Source organism: Nocardia pneumoniae NBRC 100136 (assembly GCF_000308755.1).
GTDB classification, from domain to species: domain Bacteria; phylum Actinomycetota; class Actinomycetes; order Mycobacteriales; family Mycobacteriaceae; genus Nocardia; species Nocardia pneumoniae.
The window spans coordinates 24,151-47,715 of sequence record NZ_BAGF01000150.1; the positions used below are offsets into that span (position 1 = coordinate 24,151).

The window sequence follows — 23,565 nt, forward strand, 5'->3', positions numbered from 1 at the left end:
TCGACTGCCGCGCCGGAGCCGTTGACGGACCCCAGCGCTGTCTGGCCCCGGTCGCGACAGCCCCTGGGGTGAGCGTTGGGCTCGGCAGCAGCCGGTCAGGGACACGTGACGGCGCGGCGACCGGTCCGCTATCGATCAGCCCGGGTTGTGGGATCGATACGGTCAGCTGTGGTGCAGGGGGAAGAGGTCGCCGGGTAGGAGATAAGCGGTTCCCGGGTGCCGGGTGGTGACTGGCGGATCGGTGTTCTCGTCGCGGTGGCGCGCTGCCGCAGGCGCGAACAGCAGTGTGCCGACGGCACCCGCCATGGCGGAGGTTCCGGCGATGAGCAGGCCGCCGGGGCCAACCGGCCGGCATCCGAACAACTGACTCAATCCTGGAGTCTCGACGATCCCGAGCAGCGCTGCCGCGGATACGGCGGCCGCGCCGACGACGACCGGATCGGTGGGTCGCAGCACCGCGGTCTCACCCAACTGGGCGCCGACGATGCTCAGCAGGGTGACAGTGCGAGCCCGCCCGACGGTACCGGTGAGGCGAGCGGCAAGGTAGCCGCCCGCGCCTGCCAGACCGGTAGCGACGCCGTTCACGGTGATCCGTTCGGTGAGCAGCGGGCCGATAGAGCGGTCCGGGCCCTCCGCGAGCAGATGCTCGGGATCGAGATCGGGCACCGGGCGCATGGCGATGGCCAGCGCCGGGATCGTGTCGGTGAACAAGTTGCACAGCAGCAGCTGGCGGGCGGTGAGCGGGGTCATGCCGGTCAGCAGACTCACGCCGCTGATCACAGCGATCTCGCCGTAGTTGTGGCCGAGCAGGTTGGCGACCGCGTCGCGGACCGCGACCCACAGGGCACGGCCCTCGATGAGCGCGTCGACGATGCTGCCGATGTGGTCCTCGACGAGCACCACATCGGCGGCGTGGCGAGCCGCTTCGGTGCCGCGGCCGCTGCCGAGGGCGATACCGACGTCGGCGAGCCGGATCGCGGCCGCGTCGTTCACACCATCGCCGGTCATGGCGACGCAGTGCCCGGCTCTGCGGTAGGCGGCCACCAGCCGGACTTTGTGGGCCGGCGTGACACGGGCACAGACGGACACTCCGGGCAGCATCGCGTCGAGGGCGTCGTCATCGAGGCCGTCCAGCTCTGGGCCGGTGACGACACCGGCGCTGCCGTCGGACGCCGGCAGCATCCCGACTTCGGTGGCCAGCCAGCGGGCCGTCGCAGGATGGTCGCCGCTGATCAGCACGGGCCGCACACCTGCTCGCGTGATCCGATTCAAGGCGTCGGCGGCATGGCCGCGTGGCGGGTCGGAGAGGACCAGGAACCCGGCCAGGGTGAGCCCTATGACGTCGTCTTCGGTGAGCTCGCCTTCCGGTGGCGCGGCGAGCCGGCGGGTGGCGACGGCGAGCACCCGGCCGCCGTCTCCGGCCAGTTCCTCGACCAGTCCATCGAGCTGGCCGCGGCGATGACGGTCCACCTCGACGTGGCCGGAGGTGGGGTGTTCCTGGTGGGCGCAGCGGCTCAGAATCGTCTCGGGAGCGCCGACGACGTTCAGTTGGACGCCGTCCTCGTCTGGGACGACGACCGCGTGGTAGGCCCGGCCGGACTCGTAGGTCAGCTCGGCCAGTGCGGCGTGGGGCTCCGTGAGCCGGGCGGCGGTCGCGGAGGTGACGATGGCGTCGTCGGTGCTGCCCGGGCGACGTCGCCGTGGCAGCGTGGCCGCCGCCACGGCATGGGCGATGGCGAGGATCCGCCGGTGCCTGCTGGGGAGCTGATCGGGAGCGGCGGCTTGCCGTCCGTCGTGCACGGCGGTGACGCGCAGAATTCCGCGGGTGAGGGTGCCGGTCTTGTCCACACACAGCACATCGACCCGGCCGAGCGCCTCCACGGCTCGCTTGTGTCGCACCAGGACACCCCGTTCGGCCAGTCGTCTGGCCCCGGCCAGCTGAGCGGCGGTGGCGAGAATCGGCAGGCTCTCGGGGACCGCCGCGACCGTGAGGCTCACCCCGGTGGCCAGCGTCTCGGCCAGCGGGGCGCCGCGGGCGAAGTTGGCGGCCATGGTGACGACCCCGGCCCCGAGTGCGACCGGGGTGGCGCGCGCCGCCAACGCCTCGAGGCGGATCTCCACCCCCGTGCGCGGAGATGTGACGCCCTGGGCGGCCCGTCCGGCGGCGGTGTCCGCCCCGACCGCTACCACGACCGCGCTGGCTCGTCCTGTCGCGACGGCGGTGCCGGCGAACAACATGCACGTCTGGTCGGCGAGGGCCTCCGCGTCGATCGGCGCGGGGACCTTGGTCACCGGCAGCGACTCGCCGGTCAGCGCGGATTCATCGATTTCCAGGCCCTCGGCCTCGAGCAGGCGGCAGTCGGCGGGCACACCTTCGCCAGGACCGAGCCGGATAACGTCGCCAACGACGAGCTCGTCGGCGAGGACGCCCTGCTCGGTCCCGTCGCGGCGGACCCGCACCCGCTGGGCGGCCACCCGGTCGAGCGCGGCAACGGCCCGGTCGGCCCCGATCTGTTGCAGCGCACCGATTCCGGCGTCGGCGAACACGACCGCGGCCACCATTGCCGCGTCCAGCACTGAGCCCACGGCGACCGACAGCGCCGCGCCCGCCGCAAGCACCGGTGTGAGGGGGTTGCGCAGCTCGTTGACGACATGAGCCAACAACTGCCGCGGTGCGCTGGGCGCGGCGACGGGGGGTGGGCGGCGGGAGTCCGCCTCGGGGGCGGTCAACCCTTCGGGGCGGCTACCCAACCGGGTGAGCACTTCGGCGGCCGGGACGCGGTGCCAGTCGTCACCCGCCTGCGCCCTCGGGGCCGGCGGCAGGAGCCGCAACGCGCTGAGGCGCCCGTGCGCCAGAGCGACGAGAGCCGCCACGTCGACACTCAGCGAAACCGGCAGTGCCTGCCGACGCCGCCACGGCCTCGGGACGCCGAGCAGGATGAGCGCGCTCGCCGCCGACCCCGCCAGCGCTAGCAGCACACTGTGTCGGCTGATGTCCTGGGCCAGCCGGCAGGCGTCGAGCACAGCCGCGCCGCCGACCGGGCCGTCTACGGCGATGAGGTCGGCATGCCACGGCACCGGATGCTCCGGGTGCGGCGCGACGGCGACGCCGCAGTCCGCGGCGGCGAGCGCGGCCTCCTCACCGCCGGCGACGACCGCGACGACGTGGCCTTCACGTTGCAGCCGCGCGACGAGTTCGGTGAGATCCTCCCGACCTTGCTCGGGTCCGGACTTGGTCTCGTACCGGACGATCTCGATGTCATGGCCGGTCGCCGGCTTCGGCGGTTGCGTGTCACCGAGCAGGTCCACGTCGATCACCAGACGGTCGATATGGTCGAGTATTCGGAGCGGTTCCGGACGCACCACGAGCACGCCACAGCGACCCAGGTACTCCGCCACTCCGGCGGCGAATGCCTCGCGTCCGAGCCGGGCGGCCTTGGCAACCCCCGCGCTCAGCACGTCGATAGCACCCTGCGTCTGATGCGAACGCGGGATGGTGGTCAGTGCAGCGGCTACCGTCGCCATCAAGTCTTGCTCGTCATAGCGTTCGATCGGGCCAGGGGGCAGTGGAATAGGCCTCGGCGCGGGGCGCTCCGGTAGCGGCCGTGTCAGCGGCGCGGTCGCGTACAGTACCGGCTCCACCTGCGCGAAGGTCTGCGCGCGGGACCGCTCCTGCCGCAGCAGCAGCACCCGGTGGACGAGGTCGACAACCGGACTGAGCAGCTGTCGCTCCAGGGCACCGGCCGTGGCGGCGGCGATGCCCAGGGCCAACTCCACCTCGGTCACCCCGAATCGCCGCTCGAGCGGGGCGCGCAGCCGCTCCTGGTTCTGCACGAACGCGATGACGGGTGCGAGTTCGATCGGCGTCAAGCGGCCGGGCAGACGCCGCAGAGTGCCGACGGTGGCGACGCCGACCGCCGCGAGGTCGGCGACCGCCGCGACGGTGTACCAAGCCGCTGCGGTCCGGTCGGTGGGATGTGTGGCGACAGCTGCGGTGAAAGGACCAGCGGCGGCGGTCTCCGCCTCCTCCACCGCGGCGATGATGGCGGCCGCGTCCAACGCGTCCGGAGATTCCGCGGCGACCACGAGACGACCGCATCCGGCGTCGAGGCCCGCCCATGCCACCCCGGGCAGACGGCCGACTCGCGCGGTCAGGTCCACGGCGAATGCCTCCATCCGGTCCGGCGCCGGTCCGCGCACGGCGACGTGCAGGCGGTCGCCACCCGACCATACGGCGCGGGCGTGGCCGACTGCGTCCGACAGCACGGTGTGCAGCACGTCCGCCGCCGCTGCCGGGGCACGCAAGGCATCCACCGCGAACTGCGGGACACGCAGCACTTTCTCGAAATATCCGCCCAACATCACGGCCTCCGTTGTGTGGTCGCCGGTTGAGGCCGACTGATCGGCCGGGAAGCGGCGGCCGGATTCAGGTGCGACGACGGGCAAGGTCGCACGGGGTGATTCCGCACAAGGACAGATCCGGCGCTGCCCTTCAGGGCAACTGGAGGGTGTGCTCGTCGTCGGCAATAGCCTGCCTCAGCCGTTCGCGTGACAGTGTGTGCGGGCCGCATTCGCAGGAGGCGGGTAGGCCGTCGTCGACGATCGCGGCGGCCGTCAGCAGGTCGACGTATCGTGTGCCACGGTGGTGGGCACCGTGCCCGGTGTCGACGAAGTCACGATCACCGTGAGCGTGCGGACCTACCACCGACCGGTACACCGCACCCGCGGACGTATCGAAGACGGTCGCCACATGATGACCGCGCCCACACCGCACCTGCAGGAGCACCTGCTCGGTAGGTTGCGCCAGCGCGTCCAAGGCCTGTTCGGCGATGCGCCGCTGTTCGGGCGCCGAAAGCTTCGAGTTATCGGTCATGAGATCAGCATCGCCCTCATCGGCGCCCATCGACAGGGCCGAAATCACCCATTCCCGTGACGATCGGCCATTTCGATTTCCTCTGCCGCGGTCGGGCGTGGGATTCCCGGCTCAGGCTGCCCGCACGCGCGGCGCCGCAGGCGACCTTCTGGTCTTTCAGCCGCGGGCGTGGGCAAGTAGCACCGCGAGCTCGGTTGTGATGCCCGAGGAGATGGTGTCGATGTCGGGGGTGGTGTCGTAGTCGCCGGTAATGCCGAAAGTCAGCTGGTCGAGGTAGCTGAGGATTGCGATAGTCGTGCGTACCCGCATCGCGATCGGGATGCACGGCCACAACTGGACTACATTCCTGCCGCCGAGTGTAAGCCGGTGTCCGGGCCCGGGGATGTTGGTCGCCAGGGCACTCACTCCGCGCTGGGGAAATGACGACGCGAGCCGGAATACCTCTGCCACGATTGCGAACGGCAGCCGTTGTGACAGTGCGAGCAACGATTTCTCGGCGTCGGGTTCGCCTCGGGATCGATGCCGTTGGATCTGCTCGTGCACGGCGATCAGGCGCTCGACCGGACGATCGATCTCGATCGGCAAATGTGAGATCACCGCTGAAACACGGTTGTCCAGAACCCGTTTCGCCTCGGTCGCTCGGGTCGACACCGGAATTACGATGCGAAGCGTGGTGGGGATGGGATCTTCGTCGCGGCTGAGCAGCAACCGGCGATAGGCGGCGGCGATGGCGGCGATGGCGACATCGTTCACCGTCACGCCGAATGCCTGCGATATCTCCCGCACCTGCGCCAGCGTCGTTCGCGCGACGGTGTAGCGGCGCTGCCGCCCGATGGGGCCGTTCAGCGAGGACTCGTCGGCCGGCGCGATCGCCGCGTACAGCACCGGCGCCAGGGTACGGGCGGTTGCGACGGCAAAGCGCGATATGGTCACGGGTGCGCGGACCGTTTCCGTCAAGCGTTTCAGAATGTTCGTGCGCGAGTGCTTTTCGACTGCGGCGCGGTGTCCGCTCCAGTCGCCCGCGGCCGGATCGCAAAAACTCTCCAGGAGAGTGATTTCCGAGATTCCGTCCACCATGGTGTGGTGGGCTTTGACGATCAGCGCCCAGCTGTTTTCCACCAGGTGCTCGACCACGACCACCTCCCACAAGGGGTGCTCACGATCCAGCCGCTCGGTCAACTCCGTCGCGACCAGCTCTTGCAGCTCTGCCTCGCCACCCGGGTCGGGTAACGCGGTCCACCGGATGTGGTGCGCCAGATCGAAGTTCGGGTCCTCCTCCCAGGCCGGCGCTTTGAGGTCCAACAGCCTGCGACGAACCCGCTGCCGTAGCCGCCCGTGCCGCTCCAACCCGCGATCCAGCCAGGCGCGCAGTTCCTGCCGTGCCGGGGGTGGTCCGTCGACGATCGCCACCGTCCCGATCCCGAGGCTGACTCGGCGGTCGGTGTCTTCCATCTCCATGAAACCGGTGTCCAACGGACCTAATTCCGTCATCGCGCACCCATCCGGCAGCGGCCGCGCGGCTGCTGCCTATCGCTGAAACTGCCGGTGCTTCGGAAACAACTCTCGCGCAAACCGGACATTGTGGGTGAGATGCCAAGGTAATCGACACCAGTGACATTGGACCCAATGACGATGCACCGGCTTCACCGACCGGGATAGGCGACTCGTATCACCAGGCGTTGTCGGGTTCCCGACAGTGCTCGGCGATCGCCGCGCGTGCGGCGCGTTCCAGACCGACGGCGGCATCCCACCCGTCTCCGGCAGCGAGGATCGCTTCGCCGACGACGAAGTGGATGGCTCCGCGGCGGATGATCATGCCGTGGTCGGGCCACATCATCGCGCGGGTGCCCGAGACGGCGACCGGCACGATGGGAAGGCCAGCCTTCGCGGCGATCAGGAACGCGCCCATGTGGAACGGCCGCAAGCCCGGTACCGGCGAGATGCCGCCCTCCGGGAACACCACCAGGCGCTCGCCGTGCCGTGCCGCTTCCATCAAGTGATGGGTGTCGGCCACGCTGTGTTCGCGTTCGGTCCGCTCGACGAATCGCGAACCGGCCCGCCGCAGCAGGAAGCCGACCAGCGGCTTGCGTTCAAATACTTCACCGGCCACGAAGGTGAAGCCGCCGGGAAGGATCGTGGACAACGCGATGCCGTCGAGGAGGCTGGCATGGTTGGCGACCACGACGCAGGTGCTCAGCCGCGCGAGCTGCTCGGCTCCGTCCACGGTGACGGGCGTGCCGGTGAGCCGGGCGAGGCTGCGGGCCGCCGCGTGCACGACAGCTCGCCGTGCGGCGAGACCGGGCACCAACGCCACGGCGATCAGTGTCGGCAGACCCACCACCACGAGAACCGCCCAGCACCACAAGGCGAATGCCCCGGTCGCGGTGAGCTTCCGCGCACGTCGCAGGCTGGGGATCGCGCCCCTCGCTGCGAACCGGGCCAGCTGCCACCACACAGGCCGGGGACGAGCGCGCATATGGCCCCGCTCGTAGCGCTCCCGGGTGGCTGCGCGCCGGAGCTTGCCGCTGGAGGTTTTCGGCACCGTCCCAGGTGGCGCGAGCACCACGTCGTCCGGGGGCGTTCCGAGCAGGTCGACGCTGACCCCGACGATCTGTTCCCGCAGTCGGGTGAGCACGGCAGCCGCAGTCTGGCGGGTCTCGGCGAACACGACCAGCCGCTCGGTGCCGCCAGCGGGCTCTGACGTTGCGAAGACGGCCACACATCCCTTCCGGATTTCAGGGATATCGCCCACTGCCCGTTCGAGCTCTTCGGGGTGCAGATTACGGCCTGCCCGGATAATGAGGTCCTTTACCCGGCCGGTCACGTAGAGCTCTCCGTCGACGAAATAGCCGAGATCACCAGTGTCGAGCCAGCCGTGCCGCAACAGCGCTTCGGTGCCCCGTGGATTGCGGAAGTATCCCGCGGTGGCCGACGGGCCGCAGAACTCGATCCGGCCCTCACGCCGGTCGCCGAGCACGTTTCCCGCGGAGTCGAGCAAGCGGATCTGGTGACCGGGGATCGTACGGCCACAGCCGACGAAGCGAAGCGGATCCGGGTTCTCCTCAGCGGCCGGGGTCGCCGTGCCTGTGCGCAGGAAACGGTTGCGGTCGACTCGGTCCACGATCGGCCCCCGGCCGACAGGAGGGAGTGTGAGGCCGACGCACGCCTCGGCCAGCCCATAGACCGGGGCCTGGGCCTCGCGGCGCAGCCCATAGGCGGCGAATCGATCGGCGAATCTGGTCACGGTGTCCGCGCTCACCGGTTCTGCGCCGTTGAAGAGAATTCGTAGCGACCCGAGGTCGAGCCCATCGATCTCCGCATCGGCGATCTTCCGCAGACACAGTTCGTAGGCGAAGTTCGGGGCCGCGGACAGCGTGCCGTGGTGAGCATGGATGGCCCACAACCATTCCGCCGGTCGCGCAAGGAAGTCCAGTGGCGACATCACGGCCAGCGGCACCCCGAAGTACAGGCAGGACAACCATGCGCCGATCAGACCCATGTCGTGGTAAAGAGGAAGCCAGCTCACGAACACGTCGGAGGTGGTGGCGACCTCCGCTGCCTCCCCCATCGCCCGGATATTGGAAAGCAGGTTCGCGTGGGTCAGAGTCACGCCTTTGGGGTCGCCGGTGCTGCCGGAGGTGTACTGCACCAGAGCGATGTCGCCCGCACCACGGACCGAGCCTTCCGCTTCGCCGTACCCGGCCAATTCTTCCGGGGTCAGGACGTGGCGTACCGACTCCACCTGGCCGCGTACCAGCCGCCCGAGGCTCGCGGCCTGCGGATCGGTGACCAGCAGGCGGGCCTGCGCGTTGCCGAGGATGCGCACCTGACGTCGCAGATGCTCGGCGAGCTGCGACGGACGTGATGGCGGATAGACCGGCACCGGGACGCCACCGCCCAGCAGCACACCGAGAAAGGTGGTGAAATAGGCCCGGCCCGTGGGCAGCATGATGGCTACCCTGTCACCAGGCCGCAGTTCGCGGGCGAGTAGGGCGGCGGACACCGTCGCGGCGGCGGACCGCACCTCGCCGTAGCTGAGCTCCTCCTGTCCCCCGCCCCTTGTTCCTCCGGAAAGTATCCGCAGGTGCGTGCGATGCGCGTGGGTGCGGGCATGCCAGGACAAGACCTCGGGGATGGTGGCGGTTGCGTCCGGGGCCCGGTCGATCCGCGGTGGTACGGCATGCCGCGTGGGCGTCGACTGCGGATGGGTCCGCGCAGGCGCGCCCCGCACGGCGGTCAGCAGATCACGCGGCGTTGTCACGGTGCCGAGAACGTCGTGTTCCAGCCTCACTCCGAACGCGTTCTCGGTACGGTCGAGCAACTCGGTGATGCCGAGGCTGTCCAGCCCGAGATCGCGCTCCAACTCGCTGTCGAGTCCCGCACGGGCGGCGCGGTCCAGGGTGTGCCGCTCGGCCACGAGATCCCGGACAACTGCGAGCAGTTGGTCCTCGTCCTGCTCTGAGGTCGTCATAGGTCATCCATGGATTGGACCGCCGTTCCACGGACATCCGGTCACACTGGTGGTGTTGGCGTGCCCCCAACCGGACGTATGCGAAGCGACAGCCATCGATCGACTTCAGTGATAGAGGGCGTCGATGCTGTTGGCGAGGTTGTCGACCACTATCTTGCGGCGCAGTTTCATACTCGGTGTGAGATCGCCCGCCTCGACGGACAGTTCGTGGTCGATGATGTCGAATTTCTTGATCTGTTCCCAGCGATTGAGTTGGGCGTTCAGGTTGTCGACGTAGCCGGCGATCACGTCGTGGGTCTTCGCGTCCCGCGCGATTTCGGCGAGCGGTTTGTCCGCCAGGCCGTGCTTGCCTGCCCATTCGGTGATGCTCTGTGCGTCGAGGCCGACCAATGCGACGCAATAGGGTCGTGTCTCTCCGTAGACGATGAATTCCGCCGCGTACGGACATATTCCCTTGAATGTGGCGGCAATCGCCGAAGGCGCGACGTACTTGCCCTGCGAGGTTTTGAACAAGTCCTTCTTGCGGTCGGTGATGTGCAGGAATCCGTCTGCGTCGATCTCACCGATGTCGCCGGTGCGGAACCAGCCATCCGCGTCGAAAGCCTCGGCAGTGGCGTCGGGGCGGTCGTGATAGCCGCTCATCACACCCGGGCTTCGGAGCAGGATCTCGCCGTCCTCGGCGATCTTGACCTCGGTGCCGGGGAACGGCTTGCCCACGGTTCCGAACCGGTATTCCTCGGGGCGGTTGATGAACGAGGCGGCTGCGGTCTCGGTCAGGCCGTAACCTTCGAGCACGATGATGCCGATCGCGTCGAACCACTGCGCGACATCGCGATCCAAGGGGGCCGCTGCCGAAACGAAGTACCGCAGCCGACCACCGAAGCGTTCACGGATCTTGGAAAGCACCAGCCTGTCGGCGACTTTGTGCTGCAAGGAAACGAGCGGCGACGGATCCTTGCCGGCCTGCCGGGCACGCGAGACCTTCAGGCCGACCCCGACTGCCCAGTCGAAGAGCTTCTTCTTGATCCCGCCTTCTTCGGCCACTATGCCCTCGATACGGGCATGCGCCTTCTCGAAGATGCGGGGGGCGGCCGCCACGATGGTGGGGTGCAGGATCGTGAGGTTGTCCACTATCTTCTCCACCCGGCCGTCGATCGCCGTGGGATAGCCGATCAGCGGTGACAGCGCGAGCATCACCTTGCCGAACGCGTGGGACAGTGGCAGCCATAAGAAGTTCAGGTCGTCGGGGCCGAGAACATGCAAGGCGTCGATTGCCGCGGCGCTGTACGTCCATGCCGAATGCGGCAGCCTGACCCCCTTCGGGGTGCCGGTCGTCCCGGAGGTGTACATGATGCTGCCCAGGTGCTCGGGGCGGATTCCGCGGATGCGATCGGCCACCGCGTCGGGGGATCCCGCGAGCAGTCCGCGTCCGCGCTCTTCGAGGTTGTCGAGAGTGATCACCCAGTCTCCGTCGCCCTCGCCGTCGAAGATCACCACCTGTCGCACGCCGGGCAACTCGGAGCGGTGCTCGATCAGTTTGTCGACCTGGGCCTGATCCTCGGCGACGACGACACGGCTGCCCGAGTTGGCCACGATGAACGCGACGCCGGGGGCATTGGTGGTGGGGTACACGGTGGTGGTGGCCGCACCAGCGCACATCACGGCGAAGTCGGCGAGCACCCATTCGTACCGCGTGGACGACACGAGCGCGACCCGGTCCTCGGCCTGGATTCCCAGTGCGATCAGTCCGGCGGCGAGGATGTCGACGCGGTCACCGAACTGCTTCCAGGACACACTGGTCCAGCGCTCACCGTCAGGGAATCGGAATGCCTCCGCGTCCGGAGTCGCGGTGATGCGGTCGACCAGAATCTGGGCGACCGAAGCTGCCCGGTGCTCGATCTTGATGAGATCGGGAAGTTCCTCAGAATTCCGGAGGAACGTCATTACTCGATTCTAAGGGAATTCCAGGCTGATCGATGCGGCGCTCGGGTGAGAAAGGAAGACGAGATGTACGAGGGCAGCCCCGGCTCGGTCCCTGGAACCATTCCGACACGGAGAGCTAGCGTTGCGTTCCCCCTCGAACTTTTCGGGTCGGTCGTCCGGGTTTTCCCTCCTGCGGAAGTACGGCCGCGTCCGGGTGTTCCTGTTGGTGGGCGTCGAGTTCGAGATCGAAGTGCACGGTGGCGCCCTCGTATCGGAGCGCGTCGCTCCACCCCTGCTCGGTGATGATCGCGAGCATGAGGCTGTTCTCCGCGAGTATTTCGGCTGTCAAATGTGCCACCCCGTGGAGGTAGGCGGCCGTGCCCAGTCGCCGGACGAGCAATGTGCCGATGCCGTGTCGCTGGTCATGCGCGTTGACCGCCAGTGCCATCTCCGCGGTGATGTGTCCCCGGGTGGTGTCGGTGACGACGTAATTGGCGACCCCGACCAGGTCGTCACCATCGAAAGCGCCGAGCGCGAGGTGGGTCGAGTCGTGTCGGCACAGTTGTTCCGCGAACTCGCCGATGTGCTTCGGAGGGGCGCTGAAGAACCGGAGATAGGCATCGTGCGCCGACATCTGCTCATGCAGAGACGCGGCCGCGTCCCGGTCGTCGAGCGTGAGCACACGGACGGTCATGCCGGAGATCGGCGTGGCAGACGGTAGCGCCGTGGTACCAGCGGTGGATGCGAGCGTATCCGCGCCGAAACCCACAGGAGGCGTCCGCGACGGACAGATCATGACGGGGCACCGGATGCGGCGAAACGAGTACGGACCGAAACCGGGTACTTCAGAGGCAGACGCGCGGCCATCGGTCCCGGTGACCACCAGTTGCGCACCCGTCGCGCGTTCGCTCGAGGCCCGGTGCGGGATGTCGGCAAGGGCGGACACGGTGACGTCGGGGAAGGCTTCCCGTGCCGCGGCCAGGTGAGCGTCAAGGGAGTGGCGGTCTGTCGAAGTGACCGAAGCGGGTTCTGCATGTTTCGCCGCAGCGGTCGTCTCGGGCTGTTCCGGTGGGGGGTTCACGGTGATGACCGATGCACCGAACAGGTGGGCGTAGGCGAACGCGGCGAGGGCGGCGTCGGCGCCGTCGATGTCGTCGTCCACGGCGAGAAGCACGGGGCGCTGATCTGGGAGCTGGCCGGACTGTCCCCGCCAGACGGTTACCGGGCAACTGGCGTGCTCGGTAACCGTCGTTGTGGCCGTCGACATGTCGAGCGTCCCCACGTCGGGATGACCGAGGACGACCATCCGGGCGTCCTCTCCCACCGTAGCCAACGCGTGCGCGGCCGGTCCGTCGATCAACTCACCAGTGATCTCGAGGTCGGGGTAATCGCGGCGCACGACCGCGACGGTGTCGTCGACGACGGCTGTCGCGCTGGCTTCCGTCCGAGCCGCCGCTTCGGGTCCGGCCGGTAGGGTGTCCACCGACACGTCATGAGCGGCGGTGGCGATGTAGACGATCCGCAGAGGGCAGTGCAGCCGTTCGGCGAGGCGGGCGGACCACAGGGCAGCGTCGTGCCCGATCGGCGGTTGGTCGACGGTCACCACGATCGGGGGATGCCCGTGTGTGGTCATGCGGTTCCTCCCGTCATGAGAGCTGGCCGACTTCCGCGCGATCCGCCGACGGGCCGCCGATAGGTCGATGGCCGAGTAAGGCCGTCCGGACGCGGATCGCATCAGCGTGACAAGGCGGCGCTGAGCGAGTTCCCGGTCGTCATCGTGGCTGTGTGCGGTCGGGCGGCGATGCATCGCCGCCCTGCCGACGGGCGCGGGGTCGGTAGGTGTCCAGCCCAGCGGCGGCCAAGGCGGCGATGGCGGCGGCGGTGTTCAGGGTGTCCCGGGTACGGCCAGCAGACGCTCCGCGGGCCCGAATGACGCTGACCCGCAGCGGCGGTCGGTATGACGGTGTGTCGGCTGGCCCGCGTATCCGGGCCCCCCTGGATTCCGATCGGTCAGCTGTGTCCGTTTCCGGTCTTCTTGATTTCGATGTGCTTCTCCGGGGTCTCCGATTCGGTGACCGGCACGGTCACAGTCAAGATCCCGTCGGTGTACGTGGCGTCGATGTCGTCTTCCTTCGCGCCGACCGGCAGGGGAACCGACCGGTAGAAGCTGCCGTAGTGGAATTCCGAGCGGGTGCCTTCTTCCTTGCGTTCCGTGCGTTCGGCTTTGATCGTCAACTGTCCTTCCCGGACGCTGATGTCGACGTCTTTGGCCGGGTCGACCCCGGGCAACTCGGCCCGCAACGTGTACCGGCCCTTCTCGAGATGCTCCTCGACGCGAATCATGTGGCCCTCGAGCGACGTCCAGAGCGGCCGCGACTCCAGCCTGGCCATCAGATCAGACCAATCGGGCATGGCAGGCCAGGTCGGTAGCAATGCCTGGCGCGAGGAAAGGATGCTCATAGCGTGACTCCAGCGGAGAGAGTGGTTGATGACTCTTCGATTCCACGCGTCACCCGCACCGAGCAGTAGGGCCTACAGTCCTCCCTCTGAGGACTCCGGTCCCTGAACAGGAATCCCGCTTAGAGGAGATGAGTTCGCAGCGCGGCGCGTTTGCGTGGGCAGTCTTCGCAAGACACCCGCGATGGTCTTGGGCGGCCCGGCGTGCCTCATCAAGGGTGAACGGTGCCAGCGGCGGACGATGCGGCAACTCGGCTCGGATGTCCCAGACGCTCGGCCCGTCAGGCTTGTGCGGCCAGTAGTACGCGGTGGGTAGCACCGCGACCGGCCCGGCCGATGAGAGCGCCAACCAGCCCGACGCGTCAACCACATTGTTCCGCGTGGACCGGCCCGATTTGAGCCTCCGCTGGCAGGACAGGTGACCAAAGACTCTTCATCGGCGGCCGCGGGTCGCGATTGACTCGAATTCTCGAAGGGTTTCTAGAGGTATGCCATGGCCGAGAACAGGCTGCACATCCATGCGGGCAACAAACAGAAGACCGCGGCTGGAACACCGTTCCCCGAATCGTGCGTCGTCCAGGTCACCGATTCGTCCGGCGCCGGAGTCGAGGGTGTAGAAGTGTGTTTCACCCTTCGCGGTTCGGCGGCGCCGGTCTTCCCCTCACCGCCCAGCCCCGACGGCATTCGTTGGCACGCCGTCACCAGTTCCGCCGGTCTCGCGGCCACGATCCCGGTCACGCCCTACTTCGCTGGGACCGTCGAGGTTCATGTGACCGCGGAAATGTTCCCTGGCCCGGACACGGTCGACTTTCACCTCGCTGCGACCTGATCCGACGCCACACTGCACGCAGGTGGAGGACGGCAGGCACGGTCGGTTGCAGCGCCTGGCGAAGGGAAACGCTCATAGCGTGACTCCCGCCCTCATGGGGAGCTCATCGCCGTTGTGTCGACCTGGTTGTGCGCCAACGTGAACAGCGCTTCGTCCTCTTGGGCGAAGTGCAGGGCGAGGATCGCGTCGAGCCCGTAGAGGGTCGCGCGTAGATCGTCGATCTGGTCGGCACGGATGCCGTGAGGGGAGTCGTCGAGGTGGCGGCGGATCCGGTCGGCGAGCCGGTCGATCTCGGTATGCTCGCGGCTCATCGTCACCATCGCCTCCGGGTCGCGCAGGTAATCGGCCAGAGCCGGATACAGCTGCGAGTCCTCGGCATGTTCGTGCGGCAGTATCTCCTCGACAAGAAGATCGAATGCGCGGCGAACAGCCGCATCGGCGCTCTGGCTGGGGCCACGGGACAGCGCGTCGGCCGCTTGCCGAACCGAGGCGCGTGCGGTCTGCAGCCGGTCGTGCTCTTGCGTGAAACGGGCGATCAGGGGGTCGATCGCGGCTGTGCGGCGTCCACGATGAATCCCTAAGGCTCGCAATGCATTGAGGATCACCACGATGTCGATCCCCTCCTGCACCAGCGCGCCGGCAGCGGGTACGAGCAGCCCGAAGGCGGCGGCGATCATCGCCGCCAGCGACAGTGTCATACCCGCGACCGCGCTCTGCACGGCGAGCCGGTGCGACTGCTGGGCGACATCGATCGCGTCGGCGAGCCGATCTATCCGGTCGTCCACGATCACCGCGTCGGCGGCCTGCACCGCGGCCGTGGACCCGCGGGAACCGAGGGCGACGCCCACATCCGCCGCCGCGAGTGCCGGGGCGTCGTTGACGCCGTCACCGACCATGACGGTCACCCCGTCGTCGCGTGCGGCGCGGATGGCCGCGATCTTGTCGGCGGGGTCGGCGTCTGCGACGACTTCGGTGAGTCCCAGTAACTGCGCCACCTCGGCGGCGTTGTCGACCCGGTCGCCGGTGAGCAGGAGCAGCCGCCGCAGGCCCGCCGATCGCAGGCGGCGCATAGTGCGTGCGGCGTCTGGGCGGATGCGGTCACGCACCAGCAGTGCCGCGGCGGGCACGTCATCGACGCACACCCACACGAGGACGGCCAGGTCCAGCCTGGCCCGCCGCTGGGCGGCTCGAGCCCAGGGCGCGGGCTCGGTCCGCGACGGCAGCCGCCCGACCCGCACCCGATGACCGTCCACGGTCCCCGTCGCACCCTGCCCGGGTTGTTCCGAGACATCTCGCGCCGCGATATGTTCGAGCCCCCGCGCCGTGGCCGCGGCGGTGATGGCGTTGGCGAGCACATGCGGTGAGAACCGTTCGACCGCGGCGGCCTGTCGCAATACCTGGTCGGTGTCGGCACCGGGAGCGGTGACGATGTCGAGCACCGTCGGCCGGCCGACGGTGACGGTACCGGTCTTGTCCATCGCCAGACACCGTGCGCGCCCCAGCGTTTCGAGCGCTGCGCCGTCCTTCACCACGACACCCGCTCGTGCGGTCCGCGACATACCGGCCGTGATCGCCACCGGCACCGCCAATAGCAGTGGACAGGGGGTGGCGGTGACCACCACAGCAACAGCCCGCACCGGATCCCGCGTGAGTATCCAGGCGACACCAGCGGTTACGAGCGCGAGCGGCAGGAACCATACCGCAACTCGATCGGCGAGCCGCGCCGTCGGCGCGGCGGTGGCAGCGGCCTGCCGCGCCAGCGTGACGATTCCGGCATAGGTACTCTCCTCCACCGTCGCGGCGGCCCGGATATCCACGGCGGCACCGGCACTGACCACGCCGCTGCGAACCTCGGTGCTCGCGCGGCGCACGACCGGGACCGACTCTCCGGTCAGTGCCGACTCGTCGAAAACCCCTGCCGTGATGAGCACTCCGTCGACGGGCACCGTCTCGCCGGGCAGTACGACCACGACGTCGCCCGGAGAAATCGCTGTGGCCGCGACGGTTTCGATGCCACCGGCGTGCCGCCGATGCGCCTGCACCGGCGCCCGCCCCAATAACGCGGAGAGGTCGCGTCCGGCGCGGCGGCTCGCGTACGCCTCCAGTACGCGGCCGGTGCCCACCATCAACGCGATCAGCGCGCCCGCGAAGTACTCGCCGACCGCGGCGGCACCCACCAGTGCCACCAGCGCGAGCAGATCAGCGCCGTAGCGTCCGCGCCGGAGATCCTGGAAGACCCACAGTGCGGCGGGCACGAGCGCGACCGCCGTGGCCGCGAGCCAGAGCATATCGGCGACCGCGTCACTGAACGGACGCGTGACCAGCCCGGCCGCACCCAGCACGCCGATCACGGCGACGAGGACCGCCTCACGAAACACCGTCCGCGCGGGTGCCTTCGATGTGGTCTCGACCATGTTCATGGTTTCTCCTCGATCTCGAATCGCGGCGCCGGAGCGCCGATCCGGGCAATGCCCGCCCGCGAGAAGCGCTTTTGCACAGCGTCGGCAGCCAGAACGGCGGGTATCGCGGTCAGCGCCGCGAGCGCGCCGGTTCCGCTCGGGCCGGTCTGGTCGAGCAGGTAGGCGAGCGGCGGAATGTACAGGAATGCGGCGAGCATGCCGAGCTCGGCGAGGACGGCCCACAGCAGCAGCCGGTTGGTGCCCAGCGGCATCCGCCAGGCCGGGCGGACCGTGCTGCGGCAGGCGAACGCGTTCGCCACCTGGCCGAAGACGATCGCCGTGAACGCCGCGCCGGAACTCGCCGCTAGCACGGGCCCGGTAGGGAAGGACTCGCCCGGTCGCCAGCCGGCGGCCAGGAAGGAGACGACGAACACGGCCAGGCTGATCACCGCCTCCACCGGGCCGAGGACGCCGAACGCGCGGGCGAACACCTTCCGGTCGAGCAGATGACCCCGCGTCGGCGGCCGGTCGAGCACGTGCGGTGCCGGCGGTTCGGCGCCGAGCGCCAGTGCGGGCAGCACATCGGTGCCGATGTCGAGCGCAAGCACCTGCAGCACGCCGATGGCGAGCGGAAATGCGCCACCGGACAACGCCCAGACCACGAAAGGCGCCAGTTCGGCGACGTTGTCGGTGAGATGGTAGGTGAGGAACCGGCGGATGTTGGCGAACGTGGCTCTTCCCTGTTCCACGGCGGCCACGATGGTGCCGAAATCATCGTCGAGCAACACCAGATCCGACGCCTCGCGCGCCACATCGGTTCCGGACTTGCCCATGGCGACGCCGATGGCGGCCTCGCGCAGCGCGGGTGCGTCGTTGACGCCGTCACCGGTCATCGCGACGACGTGCCCGCGCGCTTGCAAAGCTCGAGCGATGCGGAGTTTGTCCTCCGGCGTCACCCGTGCGACGACGGCGGCGTCCCGGTCCAGCAACTCACCCAATTCTTCTGGTCCAATGGGCAATTCGTGACCAATGAATACCGGGGTGCCAGGACCGCCCAGACCTACCTCACGGGCGATCGCCTTGGCCGTCTCCGGATGGTCGCCGGTGATCATGACGACCCGGATACCGGCGCGGCGGCATGCGGCCAACGCGGCGGCCGCTCCCCGGCGCGGCGGATCCTCCAGTGCGACCAACCCCAGCAGAGTCAGTTCGGCTTCCGCCTCGTCCGCCGTCGCGGGCAGGGGCCCGGTGAGCTGTCGGGCAGCCACCGCGATCACCCGCAACCCACGTCCAGCCAGCCGGTGCAGCGCGTCGGTCGCCTCCGGTTGCGGCAGGCAGCGAGAGAAGATCGCATCGGGTGCGCCTTTGACCAGTACGCGATCGTCGACGACGACCGACATGCGCCGCCGCCGCGCATCGAACGGGAATCGGGCGCGTTCGGGATGCGCACCGGCGTATTCCTCGACACCGGCGCGGCGGGCGAGAACGTCCAACGCCGCCTCCATCGGATCGCCCTGCGCTACCCACTCGCCGTTTCGGTGCGCCACTCGCCCCGACGAGCAGCGGCGGGCCGCCCGAGCCAGCTCCCGCAGCGAATCCAGGCCATTCGGCGGCGTGCAGGCCACCTCACCGGTCGGTTGGTAGCCGTCTCCGGAGATCGTCGCCGCTCCACCCGGCATCCAGACCTCGACCACCGACATCTCGTTCTGGGTAAGGGTTCCGGTCTTGTCGGTGCAGATGAGCGTGGTCGAGCCAAGCGTCTCCACAGCCTCGAGATTGCGGATCAGCGCATGCCGTTCGGCCATCCGCTGCGCGCCCATGGCCAGCGACAGCGTGACGGTCGGCAGCAACCCGCAGGGCACGACGGCCACGGTGACGCCGACGGCGAACAGGAACCCGTCGGAGGCTGGGGTGCCGACCAGCAGCGCCAGCGAGAAGAAGACGACACCCACGACGATCGCGACAGCGGCGATGATCCGCGAGATTCGATCCAGTTCGCGCCGCAGCGGGGTGAGTGCCGGTCGCTGCGCCTGGGTGAGTTTCGCGATACCGGCAAGCCGGGTCCGCTCCCCGGTCGCCACCACTGTTGCCTGGGCCTCGCCTTCGACGATGAAACAACCCGCATGTACCCGGTCTCCCGTACCGGGATGTTCCGGCACGCTTTCCCCGGTGAGCGCCGAGGTGTCCACGGCCAGCGCATGCACCCGATCCAGGCGCAGGTCCGCGGAGACGCGGTCGCCCTCGGCGAGTAGGACCACGTCGTCGGTGACGAGTTGATCGGCGGGCACCTGGACGACGGTCGCGTCGCGCACCACGGTGACTTTGCGAGGCAGCAGGTTACGCAACCGCTCGGCGGCATGCTCGGCCCGCTGCTCCTGTACGAATGCGAAAAGCCCGTTCAGCACCACCACGACGAACACCGCGATGCCCAGCTGTGGCATCCCGGCCACGAACGCCAGCGCGCCGGCCACCCAGAACAGCAGCGCGAAGAAATGCACCATCTCCCCCGCGAACCGCCGCCAAGCCGGAGTCGCGCGCCGCACCGGCAGCGCGTTGAGGCCCTCCAGCTCCTGCCGCCGGGCCACTTCCGCGGCGGTCAGGCCCTGCCGTCCGGTAACCAGGTCGACCGCACTCACGCCTGCGCCTCGCTTCCGCTCGACTCCGGCATGACCGCGATCGCTGCCGTTTCGTCGGCGCACTCGCCGGGCTCGCTCGATGACTGTCCCTCGCTGACGCGCCGCTGCGATCGGACCGCGATCGCGGCCATGCCTGTCGGTCGCTCACTCATGAGCACCCCCACCGGGCGGACATCTACGCACCGATCCTGCGATGGGTCTTGCGGTGACGGTGATCCGGATGACGGCGCGTCCACCAGACCGCGATCAGCAGCGCGACCATACACAACACCGCCGCGACCACGATGCCCACGGCTACGACCGCGATCACTTCACCGGTAGCCATACCTGTTACATCCTTTACATCCTTCGTGCCGCGAACAGCATCGACCACCGGCGCGTGCGGTGATCCTCCGATCCGAGTCTGCGCCGCCCCGCGTGCCGCCACGCGGGCAAAAAGCACGAGAAGGCCAGGACTTTTGCCCCTTTCTGCGGCATTCTGCTCCAGCTGTCGGATAGCGCTCCAGATGCCAGCTCGGTCCCTCGGGGCCAGACGACCACTCACTCGGGCACGGAGCTGTGATCGACCGTCCCGGCCAGGCGGCGGGCGGCATCTCGGACCTCGGCGGTGAGTTGCCGCAGTCGCGGGGTGATCGCGGCGATCGGAGCGACCGGATAGCGCAGGTCATGCGATCGATGACTTCGAAGGCCCTCATCCGGGCCGAGGCGGGCAGGCTGCGGATGACCAGGGCCGAAGATCCCCACCGAAAAGGGTCGATCGGCCGACCCGGTCCGAGGACATCGGGCTCTAGGCGCGGGGTGGCCACCAGGACGACGCTGATGGCATGTCTCCGAAGAGCGATCCTCTGGCAGCGTCGGTGTACAACGCCCATGAATGGCTGAACGCGGTGGCCGGAAGAATCGGCACCGAAGACTCCGACTTCGCGCACCGGGTGATGCGTGCCTGGCTGCATGCCGTACGAGACCGCATCGGTGTCGTCGGCTCAGCCCATCTGACCGCCCAGCTGCCCGAGATTCTGCGCGGCATCTACTACGAGGGCTGGGTGCCGAGCCACACACCCGTAGGGCATCGTGTCGGACCGTTCCTGGACCAGTTCGCCAACGAAGCGGGCGTCACCCGCGACGAAGTACCTCGCCTCGCCGGCGCGGTCACCGACACGCTGATCGACCGGTTCTCCCCTGGGCAGCTCGACCGTGTCTTCGCCGTGCTGCCGGAGCGCCTGCGAGCGGTGTTGCACGGAGAGACCGGCGGCGAGACCGCTGACCGGATCGCCGCCGCTGAGTCCGTCACCGACCGGATCGACGAGCTGGAGCATCGACTGCTGTTGCTCGGCGACGCCATCGCCGTGCTCACTCGCGGCCTCGAACAACTGCCGATCGGTGACACCGGCGACGAACGCCGGACCACGGCCGCGCAGCAAGCCCACCGCATCCTCATGGCCGAGCACCTCACCACGACATCCTCCGAGCAGCCGCAGTAGTCCCACGGTATCGGCACCCGCAGCCCGGAACCTCGCTACCTAGCCCCGAGAGGGTGTCATCATGCTCCATGCCTCGGCTACGCGAACCAACCGCCGGATAACCGCCGCGCGCGAACCGTTCGCGCAACTGCGCGAGACCCATACCGGCCTGGTGCTGCTCTGCGGGGACCGCGCCTACAAGGCGAAGAAACCAGTTGTCACCGACTTCCTCGACTTCGGCACGCCGGAGAACCGCGAGCTGGCGTGCGCCCGGGAGCTCGAGTTGAATCAGCGCCTGGCGCCCGACATCTACCTCGGTCTGGCTCATCTGACAGATCCCGAAGGCGGCGCCGATGAACCGATCATCGTGATGCGCCGGATGCCGGACTCGCTGCGCCTGTCCACCATGCTCGCGGACGCGTCCCCAGAAGTGGCGGAACTGTCCGCGCTGGCGACAACTCTCGCGCGATTTCACGCCACAGCCCGGCGAGGCGCCGATATCGACAGCGCCGGAGCACCGGAGCAGCTGCGGCGGCGCTGGCACACTCTGCTGCGGCCATTGCGTGAACACCCGCACGCATCGATCGATTCGCGCGGCCTAGCTCACGCCGAAGACCTCGCCATGCGCTACATCGACGGTCGCGCACCGCTGCTGACGGAGCGGATCGCCGATGGCCGCGTCGTCGACGGACACGGGGATCTGCTCGCGGAGGACATCTTCGTGCTCCCCGACGGCTTCCGGATCTTGGACTGCCTCGACTTCGACGACGAATTGCGCTATGTCGACGGCCTCGATGACGCCGCATTCCTGGCGATGGACCTCGAATTCCTCGGTCACCCAGAGGAATCCGATTCGTTCCTGAACGATTACCTGCGCGCGGCAGGCGATTCCCCCCCGTCATCGCTACGCCACCACTACATCGCCTATCGGGCGATGGTCCGCGCGAAGACCGATCATGTGCGCGCGGGACAGGGCGATCCGGATGCGCCAAGGCATGCCGAGCAGCATCTCGAGCTCGCGATACGTCATCTGGAACATGGCGCCGTCCGTCTCGTGCTCGTCGGTGGTCTTCCCGGCACCGGAAAATCGACGGTCGCTGCCCGGTTGGCCGCCGCGGCCGGAGCCGAGGTGATTTCCAGCGACAGCGTGCGCGCCGCGCTGCGTGTCACCGGAGCGATTGCCGGAGCCGCGGGCACCTTCGGCGCAGGAGCCTATCGGCCCGCTGCGAAGGCCCTGGTGTATACGCATCTGCTGGACAGAGCCCGGGACCGGCTCGAGCACGGGGTTTCGGTGATACTCGACGCCAGCTGGACCGACGCCGACGAACGCGCCTTGGCCGCCGCCCTGGCGGATCGGGCAAGCGCTGATCTCGTGCCGTTGCGGTGTGTCTGTTCCCGGCCGCTCGCGGCGGAGCGGATAGCGGCGAGGGTCCAGGGTGATTCGGAAGCGACGCCTGCGATCGCGGACGCCTTGGCAGCCACGGCATCACCATGGCCCGAGGCCACCGTGCTCGACACCGAACGTTCGATCGACGACTCGGTCGCCACGGCGCTGCGCGCCTGGCACGATCGCGTCGCCCAGCCTCCTGCCGCCGTCAGGCGTGCGTGAGCGGCTCGGGCAGCGGCTGATCACTGTGCAGGCGGGCGATGGCGTCCGCCAGCACCGGGGCGATCGAGCAGACCTCGATCGGCGCGGCCAGGTCGTGATGTGCGACGGTATCGGTCACCACGACGCGACGCACGCCGAGGTCGCGCAGGCGCGTCGTCGCGTCGAGCGTCAGCGGCCCGTGCGTGGCGGCCACGACGACGTCGCTGGCATGGTGGCGCAGCAGTCGCACAGCGGCCTCGATGGTGGCGCCGGTGGCGATCATGTCGTCGACGACCACCGCCTGACGACCGTCGATGTCACCGAGGATTTCCACGGCCGTGACGGCCGTGCCGCTCTCGCGGAACTTGCGTACCAGCGCAACAGAATCCGGTATGGCGGCCGCGTACTGCTCGGCGAGTTTCGCCGCACCGAGGTCGGGGGCGACGACAACGGTGAGCTCTGACCGCGCTGGTGAGATTCTGCTCGACAACAGCGGAACCGCGGTCAGCGTCTCCACGGGTATCGAACAGACCGATTCCATAGTGGGTGTGTGTGGATCGACGACCACAAGGCGCTCGGCGCCCGCGTTCGCGAGCGCGTCGGCGGCGACCCGTACACCCAGAGCCTGTCCGGAGCGTGTGCGGCGATCCTGGCGCGCATACCCGAAATACGGCACGATTGCGGTCACCCGGCTGGCCCGAGCTCGTCGGCACGCATCGAGCAACAGCAACAGCTCGACGAGATGGTCGCCGACCGGTGGTGCGGTCGGCTGCACCACATACACGTCGTTTCCGCAGACATGATCGACGATCGGCCGCACTTCGCCATCGGGAAAACGGTCTATCACGCAGTCGGCGGGCCCGGTGTCGAGCAGCTCCGCGACAGCGGAGGCGAGCAGCGGATTCGCGCTGCCGGACAGAACGCGCATC

General features: G+C 68.6%; 16 protein-coding genes. 3 read left to right on the top strand and 13 right to left on the bottom strand.

Annotation, left to right across the window (positions count from 1 at the left end; translation table 11 throughout):
• Positions 1 to 162 precede the first annotated feature (162 nt).
• The 7 genes from ON34_RS30895 to ON34_RS30925 form a co-directional block, all read right to left on the bottom strand.
• Positions 163 to 4,362, bottom strand: a complete 4,200-nt coding sequence (locus ON34_RS30895) for a cation-translocating P-type ATPase (protein WP_157172530.1) — start codon at positions 4,360 to 4,362, stop codon at positions 163 to 165.
• A gap of 130 nt (positions 4,363 to 4,492) precedes the next feature.
• Positions 4,493 to 4,873 carry a hypothetical protein gene (locus tag ON34_RS30900; protein ID WP_218003957.1) on the bottom strand — a complete coding sequence of 127 codons (381 nt, stop codon included), beginning with the start codon at positions 4,871 to 4,873 and terminating at the stop codon, positions 4,493 to 4,495.
• A 156-nt stretch (positions 4,874 to 5,029) separates the two neighbouring features.
• The gene (locus ON34_RS30905) at positions 5,030 to 6,364 is read right to left on the bottom strand and encodes a wax ester/triacylglycerol synthase family O-acyltransferase (RefSeq protein WP_040786417.1); all 1,335 of its coding nucleotides are present in this window, start codon (positions 6,362 to 6,364) and stop codon (positions 5,030 to 5,032) included.
• 178 nt (positions 6,365 to 6,542) lie between these two features.
• Positions 6,543 to 9,344, bottom strand: coding sequence for an AMP-binding protein (locus tag ON34_RS30910; protein WP_040786422.1), 2,802 nt, complete (start codon positions 9,342 to 9,344; stop codon positions 6,543 to 6,545).
• Between the two features lie 105 nt (positions 9,345 to 9,449).
• Positions 9,450 to 11,288, bottom strand: coding sequence for an AMP-dependent synthetase/ligase (locus ON34_RS30915; RefSeq protein ID WP_040786424.1), 1,839 nt, complete (start codon positions 11,286 to 11,288; stop codon positions 9,450 to 9,452).
• Between the two features lie 115 nt (positions 11,289 to 11,403).
• Positions 11,404 to 12,900 (bottom strand): GNAT family N-acetyltransferase, encoded by a 1,497-nt coding sequence (locus tag ON34_RS30920; RefSeq protein ID WP_040786426.1) that lies wholly within the window; start codon positions 12,898 to 12,900, stop codon positions 11,404 to 11,406.
• A 377-nt stretch (positions 12,901 to 13,277) separates the two neighbouring features.
• Complete coding sequence (locus tag ON34_RS30925) at positions 13,278 to 13,727, bottom strand: Hsp20/alpha crystallin family protein (RefSeq protein WP_040786429.1); 450 nt, start codon at positions 13,725 to 13,727, stop codon at positions 13,278 to 13,280.
• Between the two features lie 490 nt (positions 13,728 to 14,217).
• On the opposite strand from ON34_RS30925, the gene ON34_RS30930 reads away from it, so the two are divergent.
• Positions 14,218 to 14,553, top strand: a complete 336-nt coding sequence (locus ON34_RS30930) for a hypothetical protein (RefSeq protein WP_040786432.1) — start codon at positions 14,218 to 14,220, stop codon at positions 14,551 to 14,553.
• 92 nt (positions 14,554 to 14,645) lie between these two features.
• Here ON34_RS30930 and ON34_RS30935 read toward each other — a convergent pair whose 3' ends face one another.
• The 5 genes from ON34_RS30935 to ON34_RS30945 form a co-directional block, all read right to left on the bottom strand.
• Positions 14,646 to 16,973 carry a heavy metal translocating P-type ATPase gene (locus ON34_RS30935; RefSeq protein ID WP_245548283.1) on the bottom strand — a complete coding sequence of 776 codons (2,328 nt, stop codon included), beginning with the start codon at positions 16,971 to 16,973 and terminating at the stop codon, positions 14,646 to 14,648.
• Entirely contained in the window at positions 16,970 to 19,588 is a 2,619-nt protein-coding gene (locus ON34_RS30940) for a cation-translocating P-type ATPase (protein ID WP_051023383.1), read from the bottom strand. The genes ON34_RS30935 and ON34_RS30940 overlap by 4 nt, the downstream gene beginning before the upstream one ends.
• On the bottom strand, positions 19,585 to 19,740 hold the full coding sequence (locus ON34_RS36535) for a hypothetical protein (RefSeq protein WP_157172531.1): 156 nt from the start codon (positions 19,738 to 19,740) through the stop codon (positions 19,585 to 19,587). Before ON34_RS36535 ends, ON34_RS30940 begins: the two co-directional genes overlap by 4 nt.
• A gap of 23 nt (positions 19,741 to 19,763) precedes the next feature.
• Positions 19,764 to 19,913 (bottom strand): hypothetical protein, encoded by a 150-nt coding sequence (locus tag ON34_RS36540; RefSeq protein WP_157172532.1) that lies wholly within the window; start codon positions 19,911 to 19,913, stop codon positions 19,764 to 19,766.
• A 215-nt stretch (positions 19,914 to 20,128) separates the two neighbouring features.
• Positions 20,129 to 20,332, bottom strand: a complete 204-nt coding sequence (locus ON34_RS30945) for a hypothetical protein (protein WP_040786435.1) — start codon at positions 20,330 to 20,332, stop codon at positions 20,129 to 20,131.
• A gap of 80 nt (positions 20,333 to 20,412) precedes the next feature.
• Here ON34_RS30945 and ON34_RS34005 point away from each other — a divergent pair, with 80 nt between their 5' ends.
• Positions 20,413 to 21,069 (top strand): DUF2267 domain-containing protein, encoded by a 657-nt coding sequence (locus tag ON34_RS34005; protein ID WP_063821781.1) that lies wholly within the window; start codon positions 20,413 to 20,415, stop codon positions 21,067 to 21,069.
• A gap of 61 nt (positions 21,070 to 21,130) precedes the next feature.
• Complete coding sequence (locus tag ON34_RS30955; RefSeq protein WP_174372095.1) at positions 21,131 to 22,657, top strand: bifunctional aminoglycoside phosphotransferase/ATP-binding protein; 1,527 nt, start codon at positions 21,131 to 21,133, stop codon at positions 22,655 to 22,657.
• Here the strand turns inward: ON34_RS30955 and ON34_RS30960 are convergent.
• Complete coding sequence (locus ON34_RS30960; RefSeq protein ID WP_040786569.1) at positions 22,644 to 23,564, bottom strand: ribose-phosphate diphosphokinase; 921 nt, start codon at positions 23,562 to 23,564, stop codon at positions 22,644 to 22,646. The genes ON34_RS30955 and ON34_RS30960 overlap by 14 nt on opposite strands.
• Position 23,565: the final 1 nt, after the last annotated feature.

Bases quoted from the DNA above. Each gene is read 5' to 3' on its own strand.
- ON34_RS30925 (WP_040786429.1), bottom strand. From the start codon at position 13,727: ATGAGCATCCTTTCCTCGCGCCAGGCATTGCTACCGACCTGGCCTGCC.
- ON34_RS30900 (WP_218003957.1), bottom strand. From the start codon at position 4,873: ATGACCGATAACTCGAAGCTTTCGGCGCCCGAACAGCGGCGCATCGCC.
- ON34_RS34005 (WP_063821781.1), top strand. From the start codon at position 20,413: ATGTCTCCGAAGAGCGATCCTCTGGCAGCGTCGGTGTACAACGCCCAT.
- ON34_RS30915 (WP_040786424.1), bottom strand. From the start codon at position 11,288: ATGACGTTCCTCCGGAATTCTGAGGAACTTCCCGATCTCATCAAGATC.
- ON34_RS30920 (WP_040786426.1), bottom strand. From the start codon at position 12,900: ATGACCACACACGGGCATCCCCCGATCGTGGTGACCGTCGACCAACCG.
- ON34_RS30955 (WP_174372095.1), top strand. From the start codon at position 21,131: ATGCTCCATGCCTCGGCTACGCGAACCAACCGCCGGATAACCGCCGCG.
- ON34_RS30895 (WP_157172530.1), bottom strand. From the start codon at position 4,362: ATGTTGGGCGGATATTTCGAGAAAGTGCTGCGTGTCCCGCAGTTCGCG.
- ON34_RS30910 (WP_040786422.1), bottom strand. From the start codon at position 9,344: ATGACGACCTCAGAGCAGGACGAGGACCAACTGCTCGCAGTTGTCCGG.
- ON34_RS30905 (WP_040786417.1), bottom strand. From the start codon at position 6,364: ATGACGGAATTAGGTCCGTTGGACACCGGTTTCATGGAGATGGAAGAC.
- ON34_RS30960 (WP_040786569.1), bottom strand. From the start codon at position 23,564: ATGCGCGTTCTGTCCGGCAGCGCGAATCCGCTGCTCGCCTCCGCTGTC.
- ON34_RS30935 (WP_245548283.1), bottom strand. From the start codon at position 16,973: ATGAACATGGTCGAGACCACATCGAAGGCACCCGCGCGGACGGTGTTT.
- ON34_RS36535 (WP_157172531.1), bottom strand. From the start codon at position 19,740: ATGAGTGAGCGACCGACAGGCATGGCCGCGATCGCGGTCCGATCGCAG.
- ON34_RS30930 (WP_040786432.1), top strand. From the start codon at position 14,218: ATGGCCGAGAACAGGCTGCACATCCATGCGGGCAACAAACAGAAGACC.
- ON34_RS36540 (WP_157172532.1), bottom strand. From the start codon at position 19,913: ATGGCTACCGGTGAAGTGATCGCGGTCGTAGCCGTGGGCATCGTGGTC.